A 19,418-nucleotide genomic window follows, 5' to 3' on the forward strand; every position below is an offset into this window, starting at 1 on the left:
GACTCGATGCGCCGGATTGTTCCGTTCACATTACGAGGGGGTGCGCCGTGCTTCGCTCCGCCTGTGCGCTTGCCGTGGTCGCCGGCCTGGCCCTCCCCGCGGCCGCCGACATCCCGCCGCCGCCGCCCAACAAGGGGTTCAAGCGCGTCCCCTGCGAGTTCGTCCTGAAGCTCGACGCAGAGCTGCCGGGGTACAAGTTCTACCCCTTCCAGCGGCTCGGGCTCGGCGGGCAGGAAACCGTCGGCGATGAACTCAAGCTCAAGACGGACGCCAGCACCGCCGTGGCAAGTAGTTCGTCGCCGTCCGTGCGCACCGGCGTCGTCGCGGTGCCGACGAAGGTGATGGACGAACTCGGGTCGAAGGAGAAGCTGGCGAAGCTGCTGTCGCGGCAGAACAAGGAGGAACTGCCCGCCGGCGTGGTCGTGTTCGAGACGCGCGGCACGAGCCGCGACCTGAAGGATAGCGACCCCCGGACCAAGGTGCAGAACGTCGTCACCGTGTCCCGCGACGACAAGGCCGGGGTGAAGTTCACCGCGAAGGAGGCGCCGGCGCCGGCAGGCCAGGACGCCGGCCCCGAGGTGTCGGCGTGGCCGCCGGGTCAGGTCGTTGCCGGGGTCGCGGCGGGGCTGGCGGTCGTCGCGCTGGGCGTCTGGTTCGCCCGCCGGAAGTAGGGCGCGGGCTACGCCGCGGCCTTCGCCTTCCGCACCGCCGGCGTCGTCTTCCACCGGCGGTGCAGCCAGAAGTACTGCTCCGGGTGGCGGCGGATCAGCCGCTCCACGGCCGCGGTGTACCGCTCGGTGATGGCCCGCACCGCGTCCGGCCGGCCGGCGTAGTCGCGCGGGTCGATCACGTCCTCGGCTACCACTTCGTAGTACATCAGCGCCCCGCCGCCGGGGGTTCCCGGCGGCGCCGGCACCCGCGGCACGCCGATCACCGCCAGCGGCGCGTCGAACTCCAGCGCCATCAGCGCGACCGCCTTGTGGGTGCTGGCCGGGCGGCCGAAGAAGTTCACGAACAGCCCGCGCGGGCCGGCGTCCTGGTCGGCCAGCGTCGCCAGCTTTCCGCCCGCCTTCATCACGTCCTGGAGCCGGTCGAAGTCGTCTTTCTTGGCGATGATCGTCTGGCCGGTGCCCTGCCGGAGCCGCTTGAGGAACCGCTCCAGGTGCGGGTTGTCGAGCACCCGGGCGATGGCGTACGTCTTCAGCCCGGTGAGGCCGATCATCCACCCGGCCAGCTCCCAGTTGCCGAAGTGGGCGGTGACCACGAGCGCCGGCCGGTCGGACAGCACGGTCGCGAGGGCCGGCGTCCACGGGTACAGGTTGAGGTACCGCCGCCACGACGTGACGTGCAACTTCCGCGGCAGCAGCACCATCTCCACGGCGACCCGGGCGAAGTGCCGATAAGTGGCGCGGACGCGCTCGTCCACGGCAGCCGGGGTAAGGAGCGGGAAGGCGTGGGCGATGTTCTCCGCGGCGACGAGCCGGTGCCGCTTGTCAACGTGGTAGGCGAGCCAGGCGAGGCCGTCGGCCAGCTTCAACGCCAGCGGCGGTGGCAGCGCGTGGACGACCATCACCGCCAGCCGCACGGCCAGGTAGACGAGGTATTCGACGCGGGGGTTGCGCGGCTTCTTGGCCATGCGGCCGATGTTACCCCCGCGGCCGGGGGCGTGTCAGCGCCGGTATCATGACCCGATGAACGATGTGGGAACTACCGCCATCCTGGCCGCGGCCGCGTTCCTGGCCGGGGCGCTGAACTCGGTCGCCGGCGGCGGCACGCTCCTCACCTTCCCGGCGCTAACGCTGTTCGTGTCGCCGGCGGTGGCGAACGCGACCAGCACGGTGGCGCTGATGCCGGGGTCGATCGCGGGTTCGGTCGGCTACCGGGCCGAGCTGGCGCCGAGCCGGCGGTTCCTGGTGCGGATGTTCGTGCCGAGTTTGGTGGGCGGCGCCATCGGGGCGTGGCTGGTGCAGCTGAACGAGACGGCGTTCGACGCGCTGGTGCCGTGGCTGATCCTGACGGCGGCGCTCCTGTTCGTGGTGCAGGCGCCGGTGGCGCGGTGGCTGAAGTTGCACCAGTCGGAGGAGGAGCCCGGCCGGCTGCGGCAGTGGGTGCTGGTGGGGTGTCAGTTCCTGATCGCGGTGTACGGCGGCTACTTCGGGGCCGGCATCGGCATCCTGATGCTGACGACGCTGGGGTTCATGGGCGTCGGCGACATCCACCGGATGAATGCGATGAAGACGTTCCTGGCGGCGGTCATCAACGGGGCGACCGTGGTGGTGTTCGTCGCGGCGGGGCTGGTGAACTGGCCGCTGGCGGCGCCGATGGTGCTGTCGGCGGTGCTGGGTGGCTATGCCGGTGCGCGGGTGGCCCGCCGGCTGCCGGCGGCCTACGTCCGGTACGCGGTCATCGTGATTGGCTTCGGGCTGTCGGCGTTCTACTTCGCTCGGCAGTACGGGTCGTCGTGAGCGGGCGCACCCACCAACTCCAGCTTCGCCCGCCGCGGCAGCGCCTTCAGCGCCAGCTCGCGCTTCAGCGCGTCCGAGTGGCCGCGGCGCCGCTCACGAAACACCAGCACCACCGGCCGCCGGCTCCGCGTGTACTTCGACGCCGTCCCCGCGTTGTGCTGCGTCAGGCGGCGGTCCGGGTCGGTGCTGATGCCCGTGTACAGCGACCCGTCCGCGCACCGCAGCACGTACACCCACCACTTCGGCCGCGGCGCCCGGGGCATCACCCACCCTCAGAACCAACCCGCGGCGACCGGCTCGCGCTCTGCCACACGAGGCGCCGCCGGCCGCGGCGTCGTCACGAACTCGGCCGGCGGCGTCGTCACCGTCAGGCCGACCCACAGGAGGCGGCCGTCGGCGGCGTAGCTGCGGAAGCCGGTGCCGCGGTCGGTCTTCAGCCGCACCACCCGCACGACCGGCACGGCCCGCCCGTCGGCGTCCGGGGCGTAGGCCAGCCACTCCGGCAGGCGGTCGGCCGGCTCGGCCCGTTCCACGCCGTCGGTGCCGACGAACGTGACGACCCCAGGATGCATCGGCCGGGCGGGGGTGGCGAATTCGGGGAACATGCGGGATTCCGGTAAGGGCGGCTCGCGGCGTGTGGTGCGGGCGGCTCATTCGAGGAACGAGCTCCGCCGGTCGGCTTGCGCGTGCTATCCCGGGGCGAATTCGGCTGCTAAGATGGGGGAACCCAGGGGGCGGGCGCATGGCGGTCGTGGTGCGGTGTACCGGGTGCGGCGGGCTGGCGCGGGTCGGGCACGAGGCCGTCGGCCTCCTCGTCGTTTGCCCGCGCTGCCACAACCCGTTCCTCGCCGACCCCGTCCCCGAGCCCGTGAGTCCTGCACCCGCACCCGCCCCACCCCCGCCGCCTTCGCGGCCGGTCCGGGCGATGCCGGTCGCGCCCCCGCAGCCGCGGCGGCGCCGGCCCCCGGTGGAAGTCACGGACCACGCGCCGCCGGCCGACGGCGTGCCGTTCTCGGTCATCATCGGCCTCGCGCTACTGCCGCTGACCATCCCGATGCTGTGGCTCATCGGCCCGGTCGCGGTCGGCAACCCGTCGGCGCTGACGCTCGCCACGCCGGTGTCGCTCGCCGTCGCCGCGGCGGTCCTGTGCCTGGCCGTGGCCTACACCGTGGACTGGACGGCGGCGACGCGGATCAAGGGCGTGCTCACCCTGGTCGGGCTGGCGTTCCTCACCGGGCTGTTCCTCTACTTCATGAAGCGCGACTGGGCCGAGTGGTTCCAGACCAAGCTCGGCGAGACCGAGTGGCAACTCTTCGTCCCCGACGACGACAGCTACACGGTCGAGCTGCCCGGCCACCCCACCCGGCTGCCGCCCGGCCCGGTCGGCCCGGTTCCGGCGCTCAAGCAACTCACCGGCTACCAGCTGACCGCGAAGAAGAGCACCCGCACGGACGTGTTCCTCGTCGCCGCGGGGCCGGACCACGACCCCCAGGCCGGCGACGCCGCGTGGTTCGCCGCCGTCGGTCAGGCGCTCAAGGACGCGCACCCGGACGCGGCCGTGACCGCGGCGCAGACCGTCGAGGGGGTCACGACGCCGCACCGGCAGTGGGAAATTCCGGGCAACGAACGGCGGGTCGTGCGCGTGCTCCGGTCGAACGGCCGGGTGTACCTGCTGACCGTGCAGGGCCGCCGGGTGTCCGCGCGGGACGAGCACGCGACCCGCTTCCTGGACTCGTTCGCGCCCGCCGGGGCGGCGGACTGAATCACTTCTTCGGCGGCGGCGTCAGGTAGCCCGGCAGCGCCGCCGCGTCCAGCTTCACCGGAGCCCCGCCCGCCGGCACGTCGCGGCCGGCGCTCCACAGGATCGCGTTCACCAGCAGCCGGCGGTAGCCCTCCGCCGCGAAGCTGGCGTGCAGGTGCGCGCCGGTGAACGTGAACGACCGCCCCGCGCCGCCCGGCCGGTCGTAGGCCCACGCCACGACCGCGCCGTCGGCGGCGACGTCATCCTTCCCCTTCGGGTTCACCGTCCGCAGGATCGGTGTCACGCCCGTCTTGCCGTCCACAAAGCGGTTCTTGAACAGCCAGCCGTCGTCGATCTTGAACGGCGTGACGCCGCGGCAGACGGGGTGGTCCGGGAACGTCTTGAACTCGTGGACCCAGTGCGCCCGCTGGCCGGTGCCGGCCTCCCACGACCCGCCGGCCCACGCCCGCGCCCGCTCGCCCATGTCCTTCGGGTAGTCGGCGACCTGGTGCAGTTGCACCAGCCCGACGCCGGCGTCCACGAGTTTCTGCACCTCGGCGGCGCGGTTCCCCTTCAGCACGGCGTGCTTCGCCCCGCCGTCCACGAGCAGGACGACGGCCTTGGCCCCGGCGAACGTCTCGCTCCTTGTCGGCCAGTCGGCGGCGAGCACCGGCGCGACGCCGGGCGTTTGCTTGAGCAGGTCGGCGAGCACCGCGACGCCGGCGAGGTAGTCGTGTTCGCCGGCCTTGAAGTAGTTCGACCCGCCGACCAGCACGATCTTCGTGGCGTTCGGGTCGGTGGGCTGCTGTTCGAGCTTGTGGCCGTTGGGGAGCGGCGGGTCCGCGGCGGGGGCGGCGGCGGCGAGTACGGCCAGGAGCAGGAGAGGACGCATCGGAATTACCTCGTGAGCCATTTCACACAGAACGCGATCGCCGCCGCCCGGTGCTCGGCCGTCACCTGGTGGGCCACGCCGTCGGCGATCCGCGCGTCGAACCGGTCGGCGGCGCCGGCCTTCGCGTACTCGTCTCGCGCCGCGGCCACGGCCAGCCGGGCGCCCTCGACCGGGCAGTTCGGGTCGTCCGCGCCGTTGGCCACGAACAGCGGCCGCGGCGCGAACAGGCGGATCAGGTTCGGGCAGTCGAAGTCGGTGGTGACGCCGGGGATCACCTTGCCCCACAGCTCACGGCACACGCGGCGGTTCACGGCCGGCTCGCCGAGGTCCCTCGCGGCCGCGTCGTGCGCCGCCTGGACGGAGCGGGCACGACCCTGCCAGCGGTCGTTGTCCAGACTCCACCGGAAGCTCTGGACGCCGATCAGCGGCGCGGCCACGGCCACCCGGTCGTCCACCGACGCGGCCAGCCACGTCTGGATGCCGCCCATCGAGATGCCGAGCATGCCGACGCGGTCGGCGTCGACCGCGGGCCCGGCCCGGATCACGTCCACGAGCCGCCACAGGTCCCACACCGTGTCGTAGTAGATCGGGTGCTCGTGCGGCCGGCCGGCGGGCGTCTGCCACGCCTTCGTGATCGCCGCGACGTAGGCCGCCGAGCCCTTCGCGCCGCCGCTGCGGGCCCCGTGGTAGCGGGCGTCGATGGCCACACCCACGACCCCCTTGCGGGCGAACTCTTCGAGCCACGACGCGACCCCCTCCTTGGTGCCGCCGGTGCCGTGCAGGACGATCACCGCCGGCATGTTCCCCGGAACCTTCTCGGGCCGCACGGTCAGCACGGGGACGCGCTCGGTCGTCCCGTCGGCCTTCGCCTCGCTGGCGAACGACCACGCCTGGTACGTGAGACCGTTCGCCGTCGCCGCCGGGCCGTCGAGCTTCGGGTCGGGCGGGACGCGCGGCCGGTCGAGGAGCTTGAGGAACGCCTTCTTCGCGTCGGCCGGCGCGAGCGGCGGTCGGTCCTGGGCGGGGACGAGCGGCGCCAGCAGGGCGACGGCGAGGAGCGAGAAGGTACGCATGGGGCGAGGCTATCCCGCCGCCGCCGCGGGGTCAACGACGAAGGCGTAGATGATTTCGCCGACGCCGAACGACGCCACGTTGGCGACGACGATCGCGGCCAGGTCGCGGCCGGTCGCCCGGGTTTCGGGCGCACGCCCCTGGAGGAAAGCGAGGTAGAAGAGGACGCACTCGGCGGCGGGGGCGAACACCTCGGCGACGACGAGGTAGGCGAGGCGCGAATCGAACAGCGGCGGCAGGACGAGCCAGACGACGGGGTAGGTGCAGGCGGTGAGCCACGCCCCGGCGAACAGCCAGGCGCGGACCGGGTGCCGCCGCGACAGCCCGACGAGCAACACGGCCGTCTCGACGGCGACGGTGAGCGTGTAGCCGGCGAGCATGAGCAGCGGGAACGGCAGGTCGTACACTGACGCCTCCCGGGGAACGACCACGGCACGGGGAAGTTGTATCCCTCGGGGATTGGCGGGTCATAGGTCACAGGTCATTCGACCGGAGGGAGTCTTGCTCCCCGCCCTGTACGCGGTCACACTGTTCGTCGGGGCGGCGCTGCTGTTCCTCGTCCAGCCGCTCGCCGGAAAGCTCCTCCTCCCACTCGTCGGCGGCACGCCTGCCGTCTGGAACGCCTGCATGGTGTTCTTCCAGGTGCTGCTGCTGGCCGGGTACCTGTACGCGCACAAGTCCGTCACCCGCCTCGGCGTCCGCCGGCAGGCCGCGCTCCACCTCGGCGTGCTGCTGCTCGTGCTGGTCGCCTTCCAGGCCGCGGTCGTGGCCGCGGGCTCGCCGGTGCCGGTATTCGCGTCCCTCGTCCCCGACGACGCCGACTACCCCATCGTCGGCGCGCTGGCGCTGCTGGCCGCGGCCGTGGGCGTGCCGTTCTTCGTGCTGGCGACCACGTCGCCGCTGTTGCAGCGGTGGTTCGCCGCGACCGGCCACCGCACCGCGCACGACCCGTACTTCCTGTACGCCGCGAGCAACGCCGGCAGCCTCCTCGGCCTGCTCGCGTACCCGCTGCTGATCGAGCCGAACGTGACCGTCGCCACGCAGCGCGTCGGCTGGGCCGTCGGCGTGGGCGGCTACCTGGTGCTGGTTGTGTGCTGTGCCGCGGTCGTGATCCGGCGCCGGGCGATGACGGATGACGAAGGCCGAATGACGAACCCCGAGCCACCCGCTGGTGATCGGTCATTCGCCATTCGGCCTTCGTCATCCGTCATCGCCCGCTGGGTGGCCCTCGCCGCACTCCCCTCCAGCCTTCTGCTCGGCGTCACCACCCACGTCAGCACCGACCTGGCGCCGGTGCCGCTGCTGTGGGTGGTGCCGCTGGCGCTGTACCTCGTTAGCTTCGTTCTCGTGTTTGCCCGCTGGCCCGACCGCGTCCACCGGGCCGTCGGCCGCGTCACCCCGGCGCTCGTGCTGTTCGTCGTCCTCGGGCTGGTCACCGACGCCGCCGAGCCGATGAGCCTCGTCTCCGCGCTGCACCTGCTGGCGTTCTTCGGCGTGTGCCTGGTGTGCCACGGCGAGCTGGCGAAGGACCGGCCGCCGGCCCGCGAACTGACCCGCTTTTACTTCTGGATGTCGCTCGGCGGCGTCGTCGGCGGGCTGTTCAACGCCCTCGTTGCCCCACTGCTGTTCCACCGCCTCGGCATGGTGGAGTACCCGCTGGCGCTGGTCCTGGCCGCGCTCGTCCGCCCCGGAGCCGGCCGCGACGCCGCCCCGTTCCTGAAGCCGCGCGACGTGGCCCTCGTGCTCGGCCTGCTGGTCGCGGCCGTGGCGCTGGTGAAGCTCGTGCCGCAGCTGGCGAACCTGCCCGCGGAACTCGACTCGCCCGAGGCGCTGCCGGCGCGGCTGCTCCGCAACGGGCTGATGTTCGGCCTCCCCGCGGTGCTGGCGTTCGCGCTCGTCCGCCGGCCGGCGCGGTACGCCCTGGCGCTCACCGCACTGCTGGTCGCCGGCTCGCTCGACCCCGGCCAGCTCGGCCACACCCTGCACATGGAGCGGAACTTCTTCGGCGTCGTCCGCGTGACGCGCTCGCCGGACGGCGCCTTTGTGCGGCTCGTCCACGGCACGACGCTGCACGGCCAGCAGCGGACCGACGAGCCCGGCCCGCCCCGGCCGATGACGTACTACCACGAGCGCGGCCCGGTCGGGCACCTGTTCCGCGCCGTGCCGCCGGAGCGGGTGAAGCGCGTGGCCGTGGTCGGCCTCGGCACCGGGGCCGTCGCCGCCTACGCGAGGCCGGGCCAGGCGTGGACCTTCTACGAGATCGACCCGTCGGTGAAGCGCATCGCCGAAGACCCGGCGTACTTCCGCTTCCTCTCCAGCTGCAAGGCGGCGAGCTGCGACGTGGTGCTGGGCGACGCCCGGCGGATGCTGGCCCGCGCCCCGGACGGCTCCTTCGACGTGATCCTGCTGGACGCGTTCAGCTCTGACGCGATCCCGGTGCATCTGTTGACGCGGGAGGCGCTGGCGCTGTACGTCCGGAAGCTGGCCCCGGGCGGGGTGCTGGCGATGCACGTGTCGAACGTGCACCTGGACCTGCCGCCGCTGGTGGACCGGCTGGCCGCGGACCACGACCCGCCCCTGGCGGCGCGGTACTGGGACGACCACCCGTCGGACGCGGAGAAGGCGGACGGCAAGACGGCGTCGCAGTGGATGGTGCTGGCGCGGACTGCAGCCGACCTGGGGCCGATGGGCCGCGGCCCGCTGTGGCACCCGGTGCGGGCCGGCCCCGGCCCCGTGTGGCGCGACGACTTCGCCAACGTCCTCGGCGTCTGGAAGCGCGACGACGCGGACAACTGACCGCTACTGCCCGACGGCCCGCGGCGGTGGCGCGGTCGGCACTTCGCCACGGACCACCCGCTCGCAGTAATAGAGGTCGGCCCAAACTCCGCCGAACGTCGGCTGGATCGCGAGCGCGGCGCGGTAGGCGGTCGCGGCCTCGGCGTGACGGCCTTGCCTCCGGAGCACGTCACCAAGGTTCGCGTGCGCGTTGGCGTTTCGAGGGGTCAGCCGCACGGCCTCCCGGTATGCGGACTCGGCGTGATCCAAGATCAGAAGGTCCTCGTAGATCACGCCCAGATTGTTGTGCGCGCTGGCGTTCTTGGGATCGAGACGAATGGCCTCGCGGTACGCTGCCGCAGCTCCGGCCAGGTCCTTCCGCTCACTGAGCACGAGACCCAAGTTGTAATGTTGGTGGGGGAGTGTGGGGTCGAGGCGGATGGCCTCACGGTAGCACGCCGCCGCCCCGGCCAGGTTTTTCTGATCGCGGAGCACGGTCCCCAACTCGTTGTGTGTGTCGGGGTCCCCAGGTGCGAGGCGGATGGCCTCCCGGTAGCACGCCGCAGCCCCGGCCAGGTCCTTCCGCTCGCGGAGCACGTTACCCAAGTTGTGATGCGGGTAGGCGAGCGTGGGGTCGAGGCGGATGGCCTCCCGGTAGCACGCCGCCGCCCCGGCCAGGTCCTTCCGCTGCCGGAGCAAGACACCCAAGTCGTTGTGCGGGCGCGCGTCCTTGGGGTCGAGGCGGATGGCCTCTCGGTGCTCCGCCGCCGCCCCGTCCCCGTCACCCTTACTCGCCAGGATCAGGCCGAGTCTGTTGTGTGGGTAGGCCAACTTGGGGTCGAGGCGGATGGCCTCGCGGTATTCCACCACCGCCCCATCCGTGTCCTTCCTTTCGACGAGAATAGTTCCTAACCCAGCGTGTGGGTGGGCGAATGTGGGGTCCAGTCGGATGGCTTCTCGGAAGTGTTCCATCGCCTCGTCCAGATCCCGACTGGTGAGGTTTTTTCGGTCGAGAATCGTGCTTCCCAGATTGCTGTGCGGGGGGGCATAGTTGGGGCTGAGGCGAATGGCCTCCCGGAATGCCGCCGCCGCCCCGTCCAGGTCCTTCCGCCTGCGGAGGACATTCCCCAGCTGGTTGAGCGCGGCGCTGTTTCCGGGACGGAGTGCCACCGCGGCCTGGTAACACCGGACTCGCTCGCCGTCCACCTCTTCGGCGTGGATCGGATACGTTCCCCCGAGTTGCATGAGGAGAGAAAAGTCGGTCCGGCGCACCACCAGAAGTTGGACCAGGAATGCTCGGGCGGTGGCGACCGGAACCCCCTGCGAGCCACTATAGGCCATCAACAGCCCCGACGGCTGTTTCGCCCAGTCGGGGCGCCCGGCCAGCGCGACCAGCCCCGTAGTGGAACCGGTCGTGAGTGCTTGCCGCACCTCGTCCCGGAAAGGGTCTGTATCGACCACAGCCAACAGGTTGCGGACTGCCTCGAGCCGCGACGCGGTCAGCCACATGTCCAGACCCGCCACAAGCGCCGATCGGATGGGCGAGCCGTTGATGCGCCCGGCGGCCTCGGCCGGCGGGGTGGTACCCGGGAGGATTCCGTACCCCGCGAACACCGCCGTCCACTTCTCCGCCACCCGCTCGGGTGGCGGCAGATCTCTCGCGTTCCACGGCTGTAAACGGTAGTCGTTCACCCGATCCAGGGCCTGGAGCATCGCCAGGTCGCGGGTGTAGGCGGCCAGCCGGTCGGCGTGGGCGGTCACCGCGCCGTCGGTGGTCCGACGAGTCGCCTGGTCTAGCAGGGGGGCAGCTCGGGCTGCACTTTCGAGATTCAGTTCCGCCTCGGTCCGATCCAGTAGATCCTTCACCGCGTCCGAGTTGCGGGTCGTCCGCTCCTGCTCCTCACCTTCCAGTCGCGCCGCCTCGATCCGTTTCTTCCCGTTCTCGTCCACGCGCCACACCGCCACGCCGCCGGCGCCGGCCACCAGCAGCACCGCCGCCGCCGCCAGCCACAACTGCACGCGCTTCCGCCGCCGCTGCTCGGTCACCCGCGCCTCCGCCTCGCGGCGGGTGTTCGCCTCCTCCTCCGCCCTCGCCTGCGCCGCGGCCCGCTCGCGCTCGGCCGTCCGCAACCGCTCCTCCACCCCCGACCGGTACGCCGCCACCAGACATGCCACCGCCGTCCCGTCTGCCGGGCGGTCGTCAGCGGCCGGGCTCAGGCAGCGCCGCGCCACGTCGATCAACTCGGCGTCGGCCCCGCAGGCGTCGAGCCGGGCGTAGGCGTCCGACACATCCCCGGCCGCGGCCTTCTCCACCACCTCCGCCCCCGACTTTCCGCGGAACGGCCGCGAACCCGTCAGTACCTCGCAGAGGATGCCGCCCAGTGCGAACACGTCCGCCGCCACACCCACCGCCTCGCCCCTGGCCTGCTCCGGCGCCATGTACGCCGGCGTGCCCATTACCGCGCCCCGGGCGGTCGCGGACGAATCCCCGACCGTGCCGGGTTCCTCCTTCATTCTCCCGCCATCATCCGTCTCGAACGCCAGCCCCCAGTCCATGACCTGGACCTCGCCGAACGCGCCGACCATCACGTTCGCGGGCTTCAGGTCGCGGTGGACGACGCCCTCCGAGTGCGCGAACCCGACCGCCTGCGCCACCTGCTCGACGATGCCGACGAACCGCGGCAGGTCGTGCGCCGGCGTCGGGCGGTCGGCCAGGAGCGCCGACAGCGTGCGGCCGCGGACGAGTTTCATCGCCAGAAACGGCGAGCCGTCCGGGAGCTCACCGAGTTGGTGCGCCGGCGGAATACTCGGATGCGCCAGCCGGCCGGTTATCCGCGCCTCGCGCACGAACCGCCCCGCCGCCTCCCCCGAGTCGAACCCAGGGAGGAGCACCTTCACCGCGACCTTGCGGCCGAACCCGAGGTCGGTCGCGGCGAGCACCCGCCCCATGCCGCCGCGGGCGAGTTCGTGCGTGACCACGTACCCGGGGATGTCCGGCAGGTCGCCAGCCACATTGGGCAGATTCGGGCCGGTCGGCCTTGTGCTGCCGGCGTCCGGGGTGGCGTCAGGGACGTATTCGCCGGTCGTGATGGGATTACGGTGGGGCGTGGCGGCGCGCGTTCGCTCGTCGGGCATTGAGGACCCCTCGGAAGAGTTGTTCGAGGGTACCAGGATCTTTTGGCCACCTCAAGCGCCGTGCGAACGTTCTTCCTCCCCGCCTCGTGCGGCTAGTGGTGAGTCCGTATTAATCGCTTAATTGTTTGTAATATGGCATGACATGTTTCCGGAACCCGGTGCGTGGGGTGCCGGAAGAATCAATCCTCCCCGGACTGCCCGTGCCCTTGGGAGGGCAGTTGGGGGGCGTCCGCATTGGTCAAATCGGCATTGAGCTACGGGATTCCGCGACCACACTGGACCCAGGGCGAGTGTGTTTGGTCGGGTTTCTGGGACAGGCCGCGGATCGTGCCGGAACCACGATCGCGGGATCGAGGGGCTTGGTCACCCGCCGTGGACGCGGTCCGACCCGGCGACCTTCACGAGCTTGTTGTACAGCCCCAGGATGAGCAGGGTCGGCGCCCAGTGGCCGACGAACTGCGCATCGTCCTTGCGGCCGAGGAGGTGGAGCGTCGCCGAGGCGACGATCGACGCCCCGCCGGCCCACAGGAACACGTCCGACGGCAGCCGGGCCGTGTACTCCTCGATGTTCCGCGCGACCGGACCTTCGGAGTGCCGAAGCGCCTCGCCGCCCTGCGGGGCGGTGCGGCCGATGGTGGTTGTGGCCACGACGAATTCTCCCGTTCGGATGTGTTGTCGGACGGTGTCACGACCGCCCGACGGTCGCCGCCGGAGAATGCGAATGGTATGCCGCTCAGCCGCGGAGGTAGCCGCGGTCCCGGGCCTCGTAGCCGGGGTAATCGAGGACGTCGTACAACTCGGCCCGCGTCTGCATCCGCGGAAGCAAATCCCGCTGGTGCCCGGCCGCGTGCAGTTCCTTCAACGCCTCCTCGGCCGCCTTCATCGCCACGCGGAACGCCGTGAGCGGGAACAGCACCATCGCGTACCCCATCGCCCCCAACTCGGCGACGCTCAGGTTCGGGCTCTTGCCGAACTCGGTCATGTTGGCCAGAAGCGGCGCCTTCACTTCCGCGGCGAAGCGGGCGAATTCCTCGGCCGTCTCCAGTGCCTCGGGAAAGATGGCGTCCGCGCCCGCGGCGAGGTACTGCTTCGCGCGGCGGACGGCGTCGTCGAAGCCGGTGACGCCGCGGGCGTCGGTCCGCGCCATGACCACGAACGACGCGTCGCGCCGGGCGGCGACGGCGGCGCGAACCTTGGCCGCCATCACGTCCGCGTCCACGAGCGACTTGCCGGCGAGGTGCCCGCAGCGCTTCGGCATGACCTGGTCTTCGAGGTGAACCCCGGCGACCCCGGCGGCCTCAAAAAGGCGGACCGTGCGCTCGACGTTCAGCGTCTCGCCGAAGCCCGTGTCGGCGTCGCACAGCAGCGGCAGCGTGGTCGCCTGTGCGGTCAGCTGCGCGGCCTGCACGAACTCGGTGACGCCGAGGAGGCCGATGTCGGGGACGCCGTTCCCGGCCGAAAGCGCACCGCCCGACATGTAGACGGCGCGAAAGCCGACGCGCTCGGCGAGCCGTGCGGTGAGCGGGTTAAAGACGCCCGGCACGGCCACGGGGCCGGCGGCCCACAGCTGGCGGAGTGCGAGCCCGGCGGTCGCGGCCATGACGTGCCCTCGTGGGTGGTTGAGGCCAGCATAGCGAACCTGCGGGCGCGAAAAATCCGCGGTCCGAGTTGACACGCCCGGGGGGGCACTTATAATCCCTCGGTGCAATCCACCCCGTGAGGTGCGTGCATGGCCGCTTGCCCGATTCGGATTACGACGGCGATCCCGCCGCAGGGCGGGTGACTCCTTCCGACCGAATTCGGTGTCGGTTGGAGCCAAACCGAAAGGTTTGGCTTCTGCGTTTCACGGGGCGGTGTGGCCCGCGCGTATAGCTCAGTTGGCTAGAGCGCAGCTCTGATAAAGCTGAGGTCCTTGGTTCGAATCCAAGTACGCGCACTCACAACGGGGGCGGGCGGGCCGGGCGGGGATGTAGCTCAATTGGTAGAGCACCTGCTTTGCAAGCAGGGGGTTACGGGTTCGAGTCCCGTCTTCTCCACTCGGGTTGAATTCGAGCGCCTGCCCCGACGAATATGTGTTGGCGACGGGTGAGGGCTCCGCGAAGGAACGGCGAAAAAATTCCTCCGCGGTCGTTGACTCCCCGGTGACTCGCCAATAAAGTGTACTTCGCAAGCGACTGATAGACTGGCCCAGCAAAAGCTAGTCAGTCGGTCCTAGCGACAGTGCAGGCTCCGGGAGGAGTCTGCGGGCCGAAAGGCCACGGTCTTTGGCAACGTGGTGATGCGAGGCGAGCCCGGTCCGGGTTCGCGGCCGCACGGCTTTTCACCCGCGAGGGTGTGGGGCGGTGTTGCTGCGGGCGGTGGGCCGGGCGGTGAAGTGTGTGCGACGACTACAGTGTTTGGTGACCGAGGCCTTGGAGTTGGTGCAAACTCATCCGCCATGACTGTGTTGTGGCGAGAGGATACGCCGCCCCGATTCGACCCGAGACGGCTCGGGGGTTGGGGCGGTGCGGCCAAGCTAGTAAGGGCGTGTGGGGGATGTCTTGGCGCCGGGAGGCTCAAGGGCGCGACAGGCGGCGAAACGCCCGGGGGAGCCGTCAAGTGGGCTCTGATCCCGGGGTACCCGAGCCAACGGGGGGAACTGAAACATCTCATTACCCCCAGGAAGAGAAAGAAACCTCGATTCCGTCAGTAGCGGCGAGCGAACGCGGACGAGCCCAAACCGTGGGGGTAACCTCACGGGGTTGTAGGACCACCAGTAGGACCGGAACCGCAAGCGGAACGGCGTGGAACCGCCGGCGACACAGGGTGAAAGCCCCGTACGCGAACGCGAGACCGGCCGGGTGGGATCCTGAGTACGACCCAACACGTGGAAGTGGGTCCGAATCCGCGGGGACCATCCCGCAAGGCTAAATACTCCCCGGCGACCGATAGCGTAGAGTAGCGCGAGCGAACGATGGGAAGAACCCCGAGAGGGGAGGACAGTGAACCTGAAACCACACGCCTACAAGCGGTAGGAGGGCTACGCGGGCAACCGCATGCCTGACTGCGTGCCTTTTGCATAATGATCCGGCGACTTGCCGTCGGCGGCATGGTTAAGGGCCTTTGGCCCGCAGCCGCAGGGAAACCGAGTCCCAACGGGGCGTTGGGTCGTCGGCGGCAGACGCGAAACCACGTGACCGACGCCCGGCCAGGACGAAGGTGGGGTAACACCCACTGGACGACCGAACTCACGAGTGTTGAAAAACTCGGGGATGAGCCGGGCGGGGGAGTGAAAGTCTAATCAAACGTGGAGATAGCTCGTTCTCTCCGAAATAACTTTAGGGTTAGCGTCGGGCTAGTTGGTAGTGGGGGTAGAGCGACTGATTCCGAACGGGGGCCTACCCGGCTACCCGTCGGAGCCAAACTCCGAATACCACTATACAAGGCCCGGCAGCTAGGCTCTGGGGGACAATCTCCAGGGCCGAGAGGGGAACAGCCCGGACCGCCCGCTAAGGCCCCCGAATGACGCTCAGTGCGAAAGGAGGTCGAACCCCGAGGACAGCCGGGATGTTGGCTTAGAAGCAGCCACCATTTAAAAAGTGCGTAATAGCTTACCGGTCGAGGGGTTCCGCGCCGATAATGAACGGGACTCAAGCGTCATGCCGAAGCGGCGGGTGTGTAGTTTACTACACGCGGTAGGAGAGCGTTGCACGTGCGGCGAAGCGATACGGACAACGGGTCGTGGAGCGCGTGCAAGTGATTATGCCGGAACGAGTAGACGATAAGACGGGTGAGAATCCCGTCCGCCGTAAACCTAAGGTTTCCTGGGGAAGGTAAATCCGCCCAGGGTCAGCCGGTGCCTAACCCGAGGCCGAGAGGCGTAGGGGACGGGGAGCAGGTTAATATTCCTGCGCTCCCGTGCGGTTTAACCCGGTGGGGAAAGGGTGCAGGCTTATCAGATTGCCTCAGGGCGATTAAGACCCCGATATCCCGGACCCCGCCGGCAAGAAGTGCCGCGCGGAAACCGTACCAAAACCGACACAGGTGGGTGGGATGAGTATTCCAAGGCGCTCGAGAGAACTCTCGTGAAGGAACTCTGCAAATTGGCCCCGTAACTTCGGGATAAGGGGCGCTCACCTCCGGGTGAGCCGCAGCGAAAAGGGTCTAGCGACTGTTTACTAAAAACACAGGTCTGTGCGAAGGCGTGAGCCGCGGTATACAGACTGACGCCTGCCCGGTGCCGGTAAGTTAAGGGAGGCGGTTAGCCCGCAAGGGCGAAGCTGGCGACCGAAGCTCCGGTAAACGGCGGCCGTAACTATGACGGTCCTAAGGTAGCGAAGTTCCTTGTCGGGTAAGTTCCGACCTGCATGAATGGCGTAACGACTGGACCACTGTCTCCACGAGAGACTCGGTGAAACTGTAGTTGTCGTGAAGATGCGACATACCCGCAGCTAGACGGAAAGACCCCGTGAACCTTAACTGCAGCTTGGTATTGGGTTTAGGCCCGGCATGCGTAGCGTAGGTGGGAGGCCGTGAACCCCGCTTCTCGGAGCGGGGGGAGCCGTCGATGAAACACCACCCTTGCCGTGCTTGAATTCTAACCCGGTCCGGTGAACCCCGGCCGGGGACCGTGCTAAGTGGGCAGTTTGATTGGGGCGATCTCCTCCCAAACGGTAACGGAGGAGCCCAACGGTCCCCTCAGCCCGGTCGGCAATCGGGCCTCGAGCGCAAACGCAGAAGGGGGCTTGACTGCGAGCCCGATGGGGCGAGCAGGTGCGAAAGCAGGGGTTAGTGATCCGGCGGTCCCGGATGGAAGGGCCGTCGCTCAACAGATAAAAGGTACTCCGGGGATAACAGGCTTATCTCCTCTGAGCGTTCATAGCGGCGAGGAGGTTTGGCACCTCGATGTCGGCTCATCACGTCCTGGGGGTGGAGAAGCTCCCAAGGGTTCGGCTGTTCGCCGATGAAAGTGGTACGTGAGCTGGGTTTAGACCGTCGTGAGACAGGTCGGTCCCTATCTGCTGCGGGCGGACGAGACTCGCGGGGCTTCCTCCCTAGTACGAGAGGACTGGGAGGGACGCACCCCTGGTGTGCCGGTTATCGCGCTAGCGGTACCGCCGGGTAGCCACGTGCGGAACGGATAAACGCTGAAGGCATATAAGCGTGAAACTCCCCCCAAGATCAGGTCTCGGTTCGTAAGATGAAGGCTCCCGGGAGACGACCGGGTCGATAGGCCGGACGTGCAAGCGTGGCGACACGCTCAGCCGACCGGTACTAACAGCCGACCGTTTGGCCGCACCGCCCCTCCCCCCCGGGACAGCCCGGAGGTAGAGGCCTCGGCCGCCGGTGCACGGTAGTTGAAGCACACACGCCACACCGCCCCGCATCACCACGATGCCTCCCGTACACGCGGGCGGCGCCCCACCCCCTACCCGGGGGCGGGCGCCGGTCGCACCCGAACTGCCGGTGACCATGCCCGGGTGGAAACTCCCGTTCCCATCCCGAACACGGCCGATAAGCACCCGGGGCCGATGGTAGTGCGTCCAGCGCGAGAGTAGGTCATCGCCGGCATAATATGAGTTGCTCCCGGTGACGCCCGGTCGAGTAACTGACGACACCCGCGAGGGTGGATGTGAGACGGCAACGTCTCACACCGATCTTTGACAAGTGTGTGGTGGTGTGGTGGGGGTCGGGATTTGGCCGCTGGAGGGCCGACCGATCTCTGCTATGGATGGCCCGCGAGGGTCGTTGGTAGTTGTTAACCGGTCGGTTCGGCCGGCGGCTGATGGACTTGAGACAGGACTCGCTTCGGCGAGTTAGCAAACACTCTTGAAGGGTTTGATCCTGGCTCAGAACGAACGTTGGCGGCATGGATGAGGCATGCAAGTCGCGGGAATCCCCAGCAATGGGGGGAACCGGCGTAAGGGGCAGTAAGGCGTGGGTACCCACCCCGTGGTCCGGGATAGCCCGCCGAGAGGCGGGGTAATACCGGATGACCTCGGGAGAGCAAAGCTCCGGCGCCACGGGCGGGGCCCACGTGATATTAGCTAGTTGGCGGGGTGACGGCCCACCAAGGCGGAGATGTCTAGCGGGTGTGAGAGCACGACCCGCGCCACTCGCACTGAGACACTGGCGAGACACCTACGGGTGGCTGCAGTCGAGGATCTTCGGCAATGGGCGCAAGCCTGACCGAGCGATGCCGCGTGGGCGACGAAGGCCTTCGGGTTGTAAAGCCCTGTCGAGGGGGAGAAAGCCGCAAGGCGGATCCATCCCTGGAGGAAGCTCGGGCTAAGTTCGTGCCAGCAGCCGCGGTAAGACGAACCGAGCGAACGTTGTTCGGAATCACTGGGCTTAAAGGGCGCGTAGGCGGGCTGCCGCGTCCGGGGTGAAATCCTCCGGCTCAACCGGAGAACGGCCCCGGGTACGGGCGGCCTCGAGGGGGGTAGGGGCGTGCGGAACTGTGGGTGGAGCGGTGAAATGCGTTGAGATCCACAGGAACTCCGGTGGCGAAGGCGGCACGCTGGACCCTCTCTGACGCTGAGGCGCGAAAGCCAGGGGAGCGAACGGGATTAGATACCCCGGTAGTCCTGGCCCTAAACGATGAGAACTGGGTAGTAGCCCTGGCATGGGGTTACTGCCGCAGCCAAAGTGCTAAGTTCTCCGCCTGGGGAGTATGGTCGCAAGGCTGAAACTCAAAGGAATTGACGGGGGCTCACACAAGCGGTGGAGCATGTGGCTTAATTCGAGGCTACGCGAAGAACCTTATCCTGGGCTTGACATGTTCGAAAGAGGCAGCAGGTAGGACCCGGAAACGGGAACGAACGGTATCCAACCCGGAAGCTGCCACAGGTGCTGCATGGCTGTCGTCAGCTCGTGTCGTGAGATGTCGGGTTAAGTCCCATAACGAGCGAAACCCTTACCCTTAGTTGCAACCCGCAAGGGGCACTCTAGGGGGACTGCCGGTGTCAAACCGGAGGAAGGTGGGGATGACGTCAAGTCCTCATGGCCTTTATGCCCAGGGCTGCACACGTGCTACAATGGCGTGGACAGAGGGACGCGACTACGCGAGTAGAAGCCGACCCCCGAAAGCACGCCCCAGTTCAGATCGCAGGCTGCAACCCGCCTGCGTGAAGCCGGAATCGCTAGTAATCGCGGGTCAGCAACACCGCGGTGAATGTGTTCCTGAGCCTTGTACACACCGCCCGTCAAGCCACGAAAGGGAGGGACGTCCGAAGTCGCCTCGCGGCGCCGAAGACGGACTTCCTGATTGGGACTAAGTCGTAACAAGGTAACCGTAGGGGAACCTGCGGTTGGATCACCTCCTTTCTAAGGATGACACACACGCTGCCCGGGGTCACCC

The 19,418-nt window shown here is 68.9% G+C and carries 13 protein-coding genes, 2 tRNA genes and 3 rRNA genes; 9 read left to right on the forward strand and 9 right to left on the reverse strand.

What is annotated here, in order from left to right:
- The first annotated feature begins 47 nt into the window (after nucleotides 1-47).
- The gene (locus ETAA1_RS31655; protein ID WP_202920744.1) at nucleotides 48-671 is read left to right on the forward strand and encodes a hypothetical protein; all 624 of its coding nucleotides are present in this window, start codon (nucleotides 48-50) and stop codon (nucleotides 669-671) included.
- Nucleotides 672-679: 8 nt separating this feature from the next.
- Here ETAA1_RS31655 and ETAA1_RS07960 read toward each other — a convergent pair whose 3' ends face one another.
- Nucleotides 680-1,636 (reverse strand): lysophospholipid acyltransferase family protein, encoded by a 957-nt coding sequence (locus ETAA1_RS07960; RefSeq protein WP_145236041.1) that lies wholly within the window; start codon nucleotides 1,634-1,636, stop codon nucleotides 680-682.
- Between the two features lie 55 nt (nucleotides 1,637-1,691).
- Between ETAA1_RS07960 and ETAA1_RS07965 the strand changes: the two genes are divergently transcribed.
- Nucleotides 1,692-2,465 (forward strand): sulfite exporter TauE/SafE family protein, encoded by a 774-nt coding sequence (locus tag ETAA1_RS07965; RefSeq protein ID WP_145236044.1) that lies wholly within the window; start codon nucleotides 1,692-1,694, stop codon nucleotides 2,463-2,465.
- Here ETAA1_RS07965 and ETAA1_RS07970 read toward each other — a convergent pair.
- Both ETAA1_RS07970 and ETAA1_RS07975 read right to left on the reverse strand, forming a co-directional pair.
- Complete coding sequence (locus ETAA1_RS07970) at nucleotides 2,435-2,728, reverse strand: GIY-YIG nuclease family protein (protein ID WP_145236049.1); 294 nt, start codon at nucleotides 2,726-2,728, stop codon at nucleotides 2,435-2,437. The genes ETAA1_RS07965 and ETAA1_RS07970 overlap by 31 nt on opposite strands.
- Nucleotides 2,729-2,737: 9 nt before the next feature.
- Complete coding sequence (locus ETAA1_RS07975) at nucleotides 2,738-3,070, reverse strand: hypothetical protein (RefSeq protein ID WP_145236051.1); 333 nt, start codon at nucleotides 3,068-3,070, stop codon at nucleotides 2,738-2,740.
- Nucleotides 3,071-3,207: 137 nt separating this feature from the next.
- On the opposite strand from ETAA1_RS07975, the gene ETAA1_RS07980 reads away from it, so the two are divergent.
- Nucleotides 3,208-4,227: a hypothetical protein gene (locus ETAA1_RS07980; protein ID WP_145236053.1), complete on the forward strand. Its 1,020-nt coding sequence runs from the start codon at nucleotides 3,208-3,210 to the stop codon at nucleotides 4,225-4,227.
- Nucleotide 4,228: 1 nt separating this feature from the next.
- Here the strand turns inward: ETAA1_RS07980 and ETAA1_RS07985 are convergent, their stop codons facing one another.
- Genes ETAA1_RS07985 through ETAA1_RS07995 form a run of 3 tightly spaced genes read right to left on the reverse strand, consistent with a single transcriptional unit; the run spans nucleotide 4,229 to nucleotide 6,576 of the window.
- Nucleotides 4,229-5,098, reverse strand: coding sequence for a ThuA domain-containing protein (locus ETAA1_RS07985; RefSeq protein ID WP_202920745.1), 870 nt, complete (start codon nucleotides 5,096-5,098; stop codon nucleotides 4,229-4,231).
- Between the two features lie 5 nt (nucleotides 5,099-5,103).
- Nucleotides 5,104-6,171 carry an alpha/beta hydrolase gene (locus ETAA1_RS07990; protein WP_145236058.1) on the reverse strand — a complete coding sequence of 356 codons (1,068 nt, stop codon included), beginning with the start codon at nucleotides 6,169-6,171 and terminating at the stop codon, nucleotides 5,104-5,106.
- Nucleotides 6,172-6,180: 9 nt separating this feature from the next.
- A complete protein-coding gene (locus ETAA1_RS07995) occupies nucleotides 6,181-6,576 on the reverse strand; it encodes a hypothetical protein (protein ID WP_238389393.1) in 396 nt (131 codons plus the stop codon).
- Between the two features lie 94 nt (nucleotides 6,577-6,670).
- Here ETAA1_RS07995 and ETAA1_RS08000 point away from each other — a divergent pair, with 94 nt between their 5' ends.
- Nucleotides 6,671-8,965, forward strand: a complete 2,295-nt coding sequence (locus ETAA1_RS08000; RefSeq protein ID WP_145236061.1) for a spermidine synthase — start codon at nucleotides 6,671-6,673, stop codon at nucleotides 8,963-8,965.
- A 3-nt stretch (nucleotides 8,966-8,968) separates the two neighbouring features.
- Here ETAA1_RS08000 and ETAA1_RS08005 read toward each other — a convergent pair whose 3' ends face one another.
- From ETAA1_RS08005 to prpB, 3 genes are all read right to left on the reverse strand, one after another.
- Entirely contained in the window at nucleotides 8,969-12,079 is a 3,111-nt protein-coding gene (locus ETAA1_RS08005) for a tetratricopeptide repeat protein (protein ID WP_145236064.1), read from the reverse strand.
- Nucleotides 12,080-12,442: 363 nt separating this feature from the next.
- Nucleotides 12,443-12,727, reverse strand: coding sequence for a hypothetical protein (locus tag ETAA1_RS08010; protein WP_145236066.1), 285 nt, complete (start codon nucleotides 12,725-12,727; stop codon nucleotides 12,443-12,445).
- A gap of 85 nt (nucleotides 12,728-12,812) precedes the next feature.
- Nucleotides 12,813-13,679: a methylisocitrate lyase gene (gene prpB / locus ETAA1_RS08015; RefSeq protein ID WP_145236069.1), complete on the reverse strand. Its 867-nt coding sequence runs from the start codon at nucleotides 13,677-13,679 to the stop codon at nucleotides 12,813-12,815.
- 262 nt (nucleotides 13,680-13,941) lie between these two features.
- Here prpB and ETAA1_RS08020 point away from each other — a divergent pair.
- From ETAA1_RS08020 to ETAA1_RS08040, 5 genes are all read left to right on the forward strand, one after another.
- Nucleotides 13,942-14,015: transfer RNA gene (locus ETAA1_RS08020), tRNA-Ile, on the forward strand.
- Between the two features lie 27 nt (nucleotides 14,016-14,042).
- Nucleotides 14,043-14,115 (forward strand) — tRNA-Ala (locus ETAA1_RS08025).
- A gap of 472 nt (nucleotides 14,116-14,587) precedes the next feature.
- Nucleotides 14,588-17,355 (forward strand): 23S ribosomal RNA (locus ETAA1_RS08030).
- Between the two features lie 165 nt (nucleotides 17,356-17,520).
- Nucleotides 17,521-17,629: ribosomal RNA gene (rrf, locus tag ETAA1_RS08035) — 5S ribosomal RNA — on the forward strand.
- Nucleotides 17,630-17,884: 255 nt separating this feature from the next.
- Nucleotides 17,885-19,384: ribosomal RNA gene (locus tag ETAA1_RS08040) — 16S ribosomal RNA — on the forward strand.
- Nucleotides 19,385-19,418 lie beyond the last annotated feature (34 nt).

The sequence above is a fragment of the Urbifossiella limnaea genome (assembly GCF_007747215.1).
Classification (GTDB): domain Bacteria; phylum Planctomycetota; class Planctomycetia; order Gemmatales; family Gemmataceae; genus Urbifossiella; species Urbifossiella limnaea.

What these genes read in the sequence shown, in the direction of transcription:
- prpB (WP_145236069.1), bottom strand. Translation starts at nt 13,679, where the DNA reads ATGGCCGCGACCGCCGGGCTCGCACTCCGCCAGCTGTGGGCCGCCGGC.
- ETAA1_RS07970 (WP_145236049.1), bottom strand. Translation starts at nt 2,728, where the DNA reads ATGCCCCGGGCGCCGCGGCCGAAGTGGTGGGTGTACGTGCTGCGGTGC.
- ETAA1_RS07975 (WP_145236051.1), bottom strand. Translation starts at nt 3,070, where the DNA reads ATGTTCCCCGAATTCGCCACCCCCGCCCGGCCGATGCATCCTGGGGTC.
- ETAA1_RS08005 (WP_145236064.1), bottom strand. Translation starts at nt 12,079, where the DNA reads ATGCCCGACGAGCGAACGCGCGCCGCCACGCCCCACCGTAATCCCATC.
- ETAA1_RS07990 (WP_145236058.1), bottom strand. Translation starts at nt 6,171, where the DNA reads ATGCGTACCTTCTCGCTCCTCGCCGTCGCCCTGCTGGCGCCGCTCGTC.
- ETAA1_RS07985 (WP_202920745.1), bottom strand. Translation starts at nt 5,098, where the DNA reads ATGCGTCCTCTCCTGCTCCTGGCCGTACTCGCCGCCGCCGCCCCCGCC.
- ETAA1_RS07965 (WP_145236044.1), top strand. Translation starts at nt 1,692, where the DNA reads ATGAACGATGTGGGAACTACCGCCATCCTGGCCGCGGCCGCGTTCCTG.
- ETAA1_RS07960 (WP_145236041.1), bottom strand. Translation starts at nt 1,636, where the DNA reads ATGGCCAAGAAGCCGCGCAACCCCCGCGTCGAATACCTCGTCTACCTG.
- ETAA1_RS07980 (WP_145236053.1), top strand. Translation starts at nt 3,208, where the DNA reads ATGGCGGTCGTGGTGCGGTGTACCGGGTGCGGCGGGCTGGCGCGGGTC.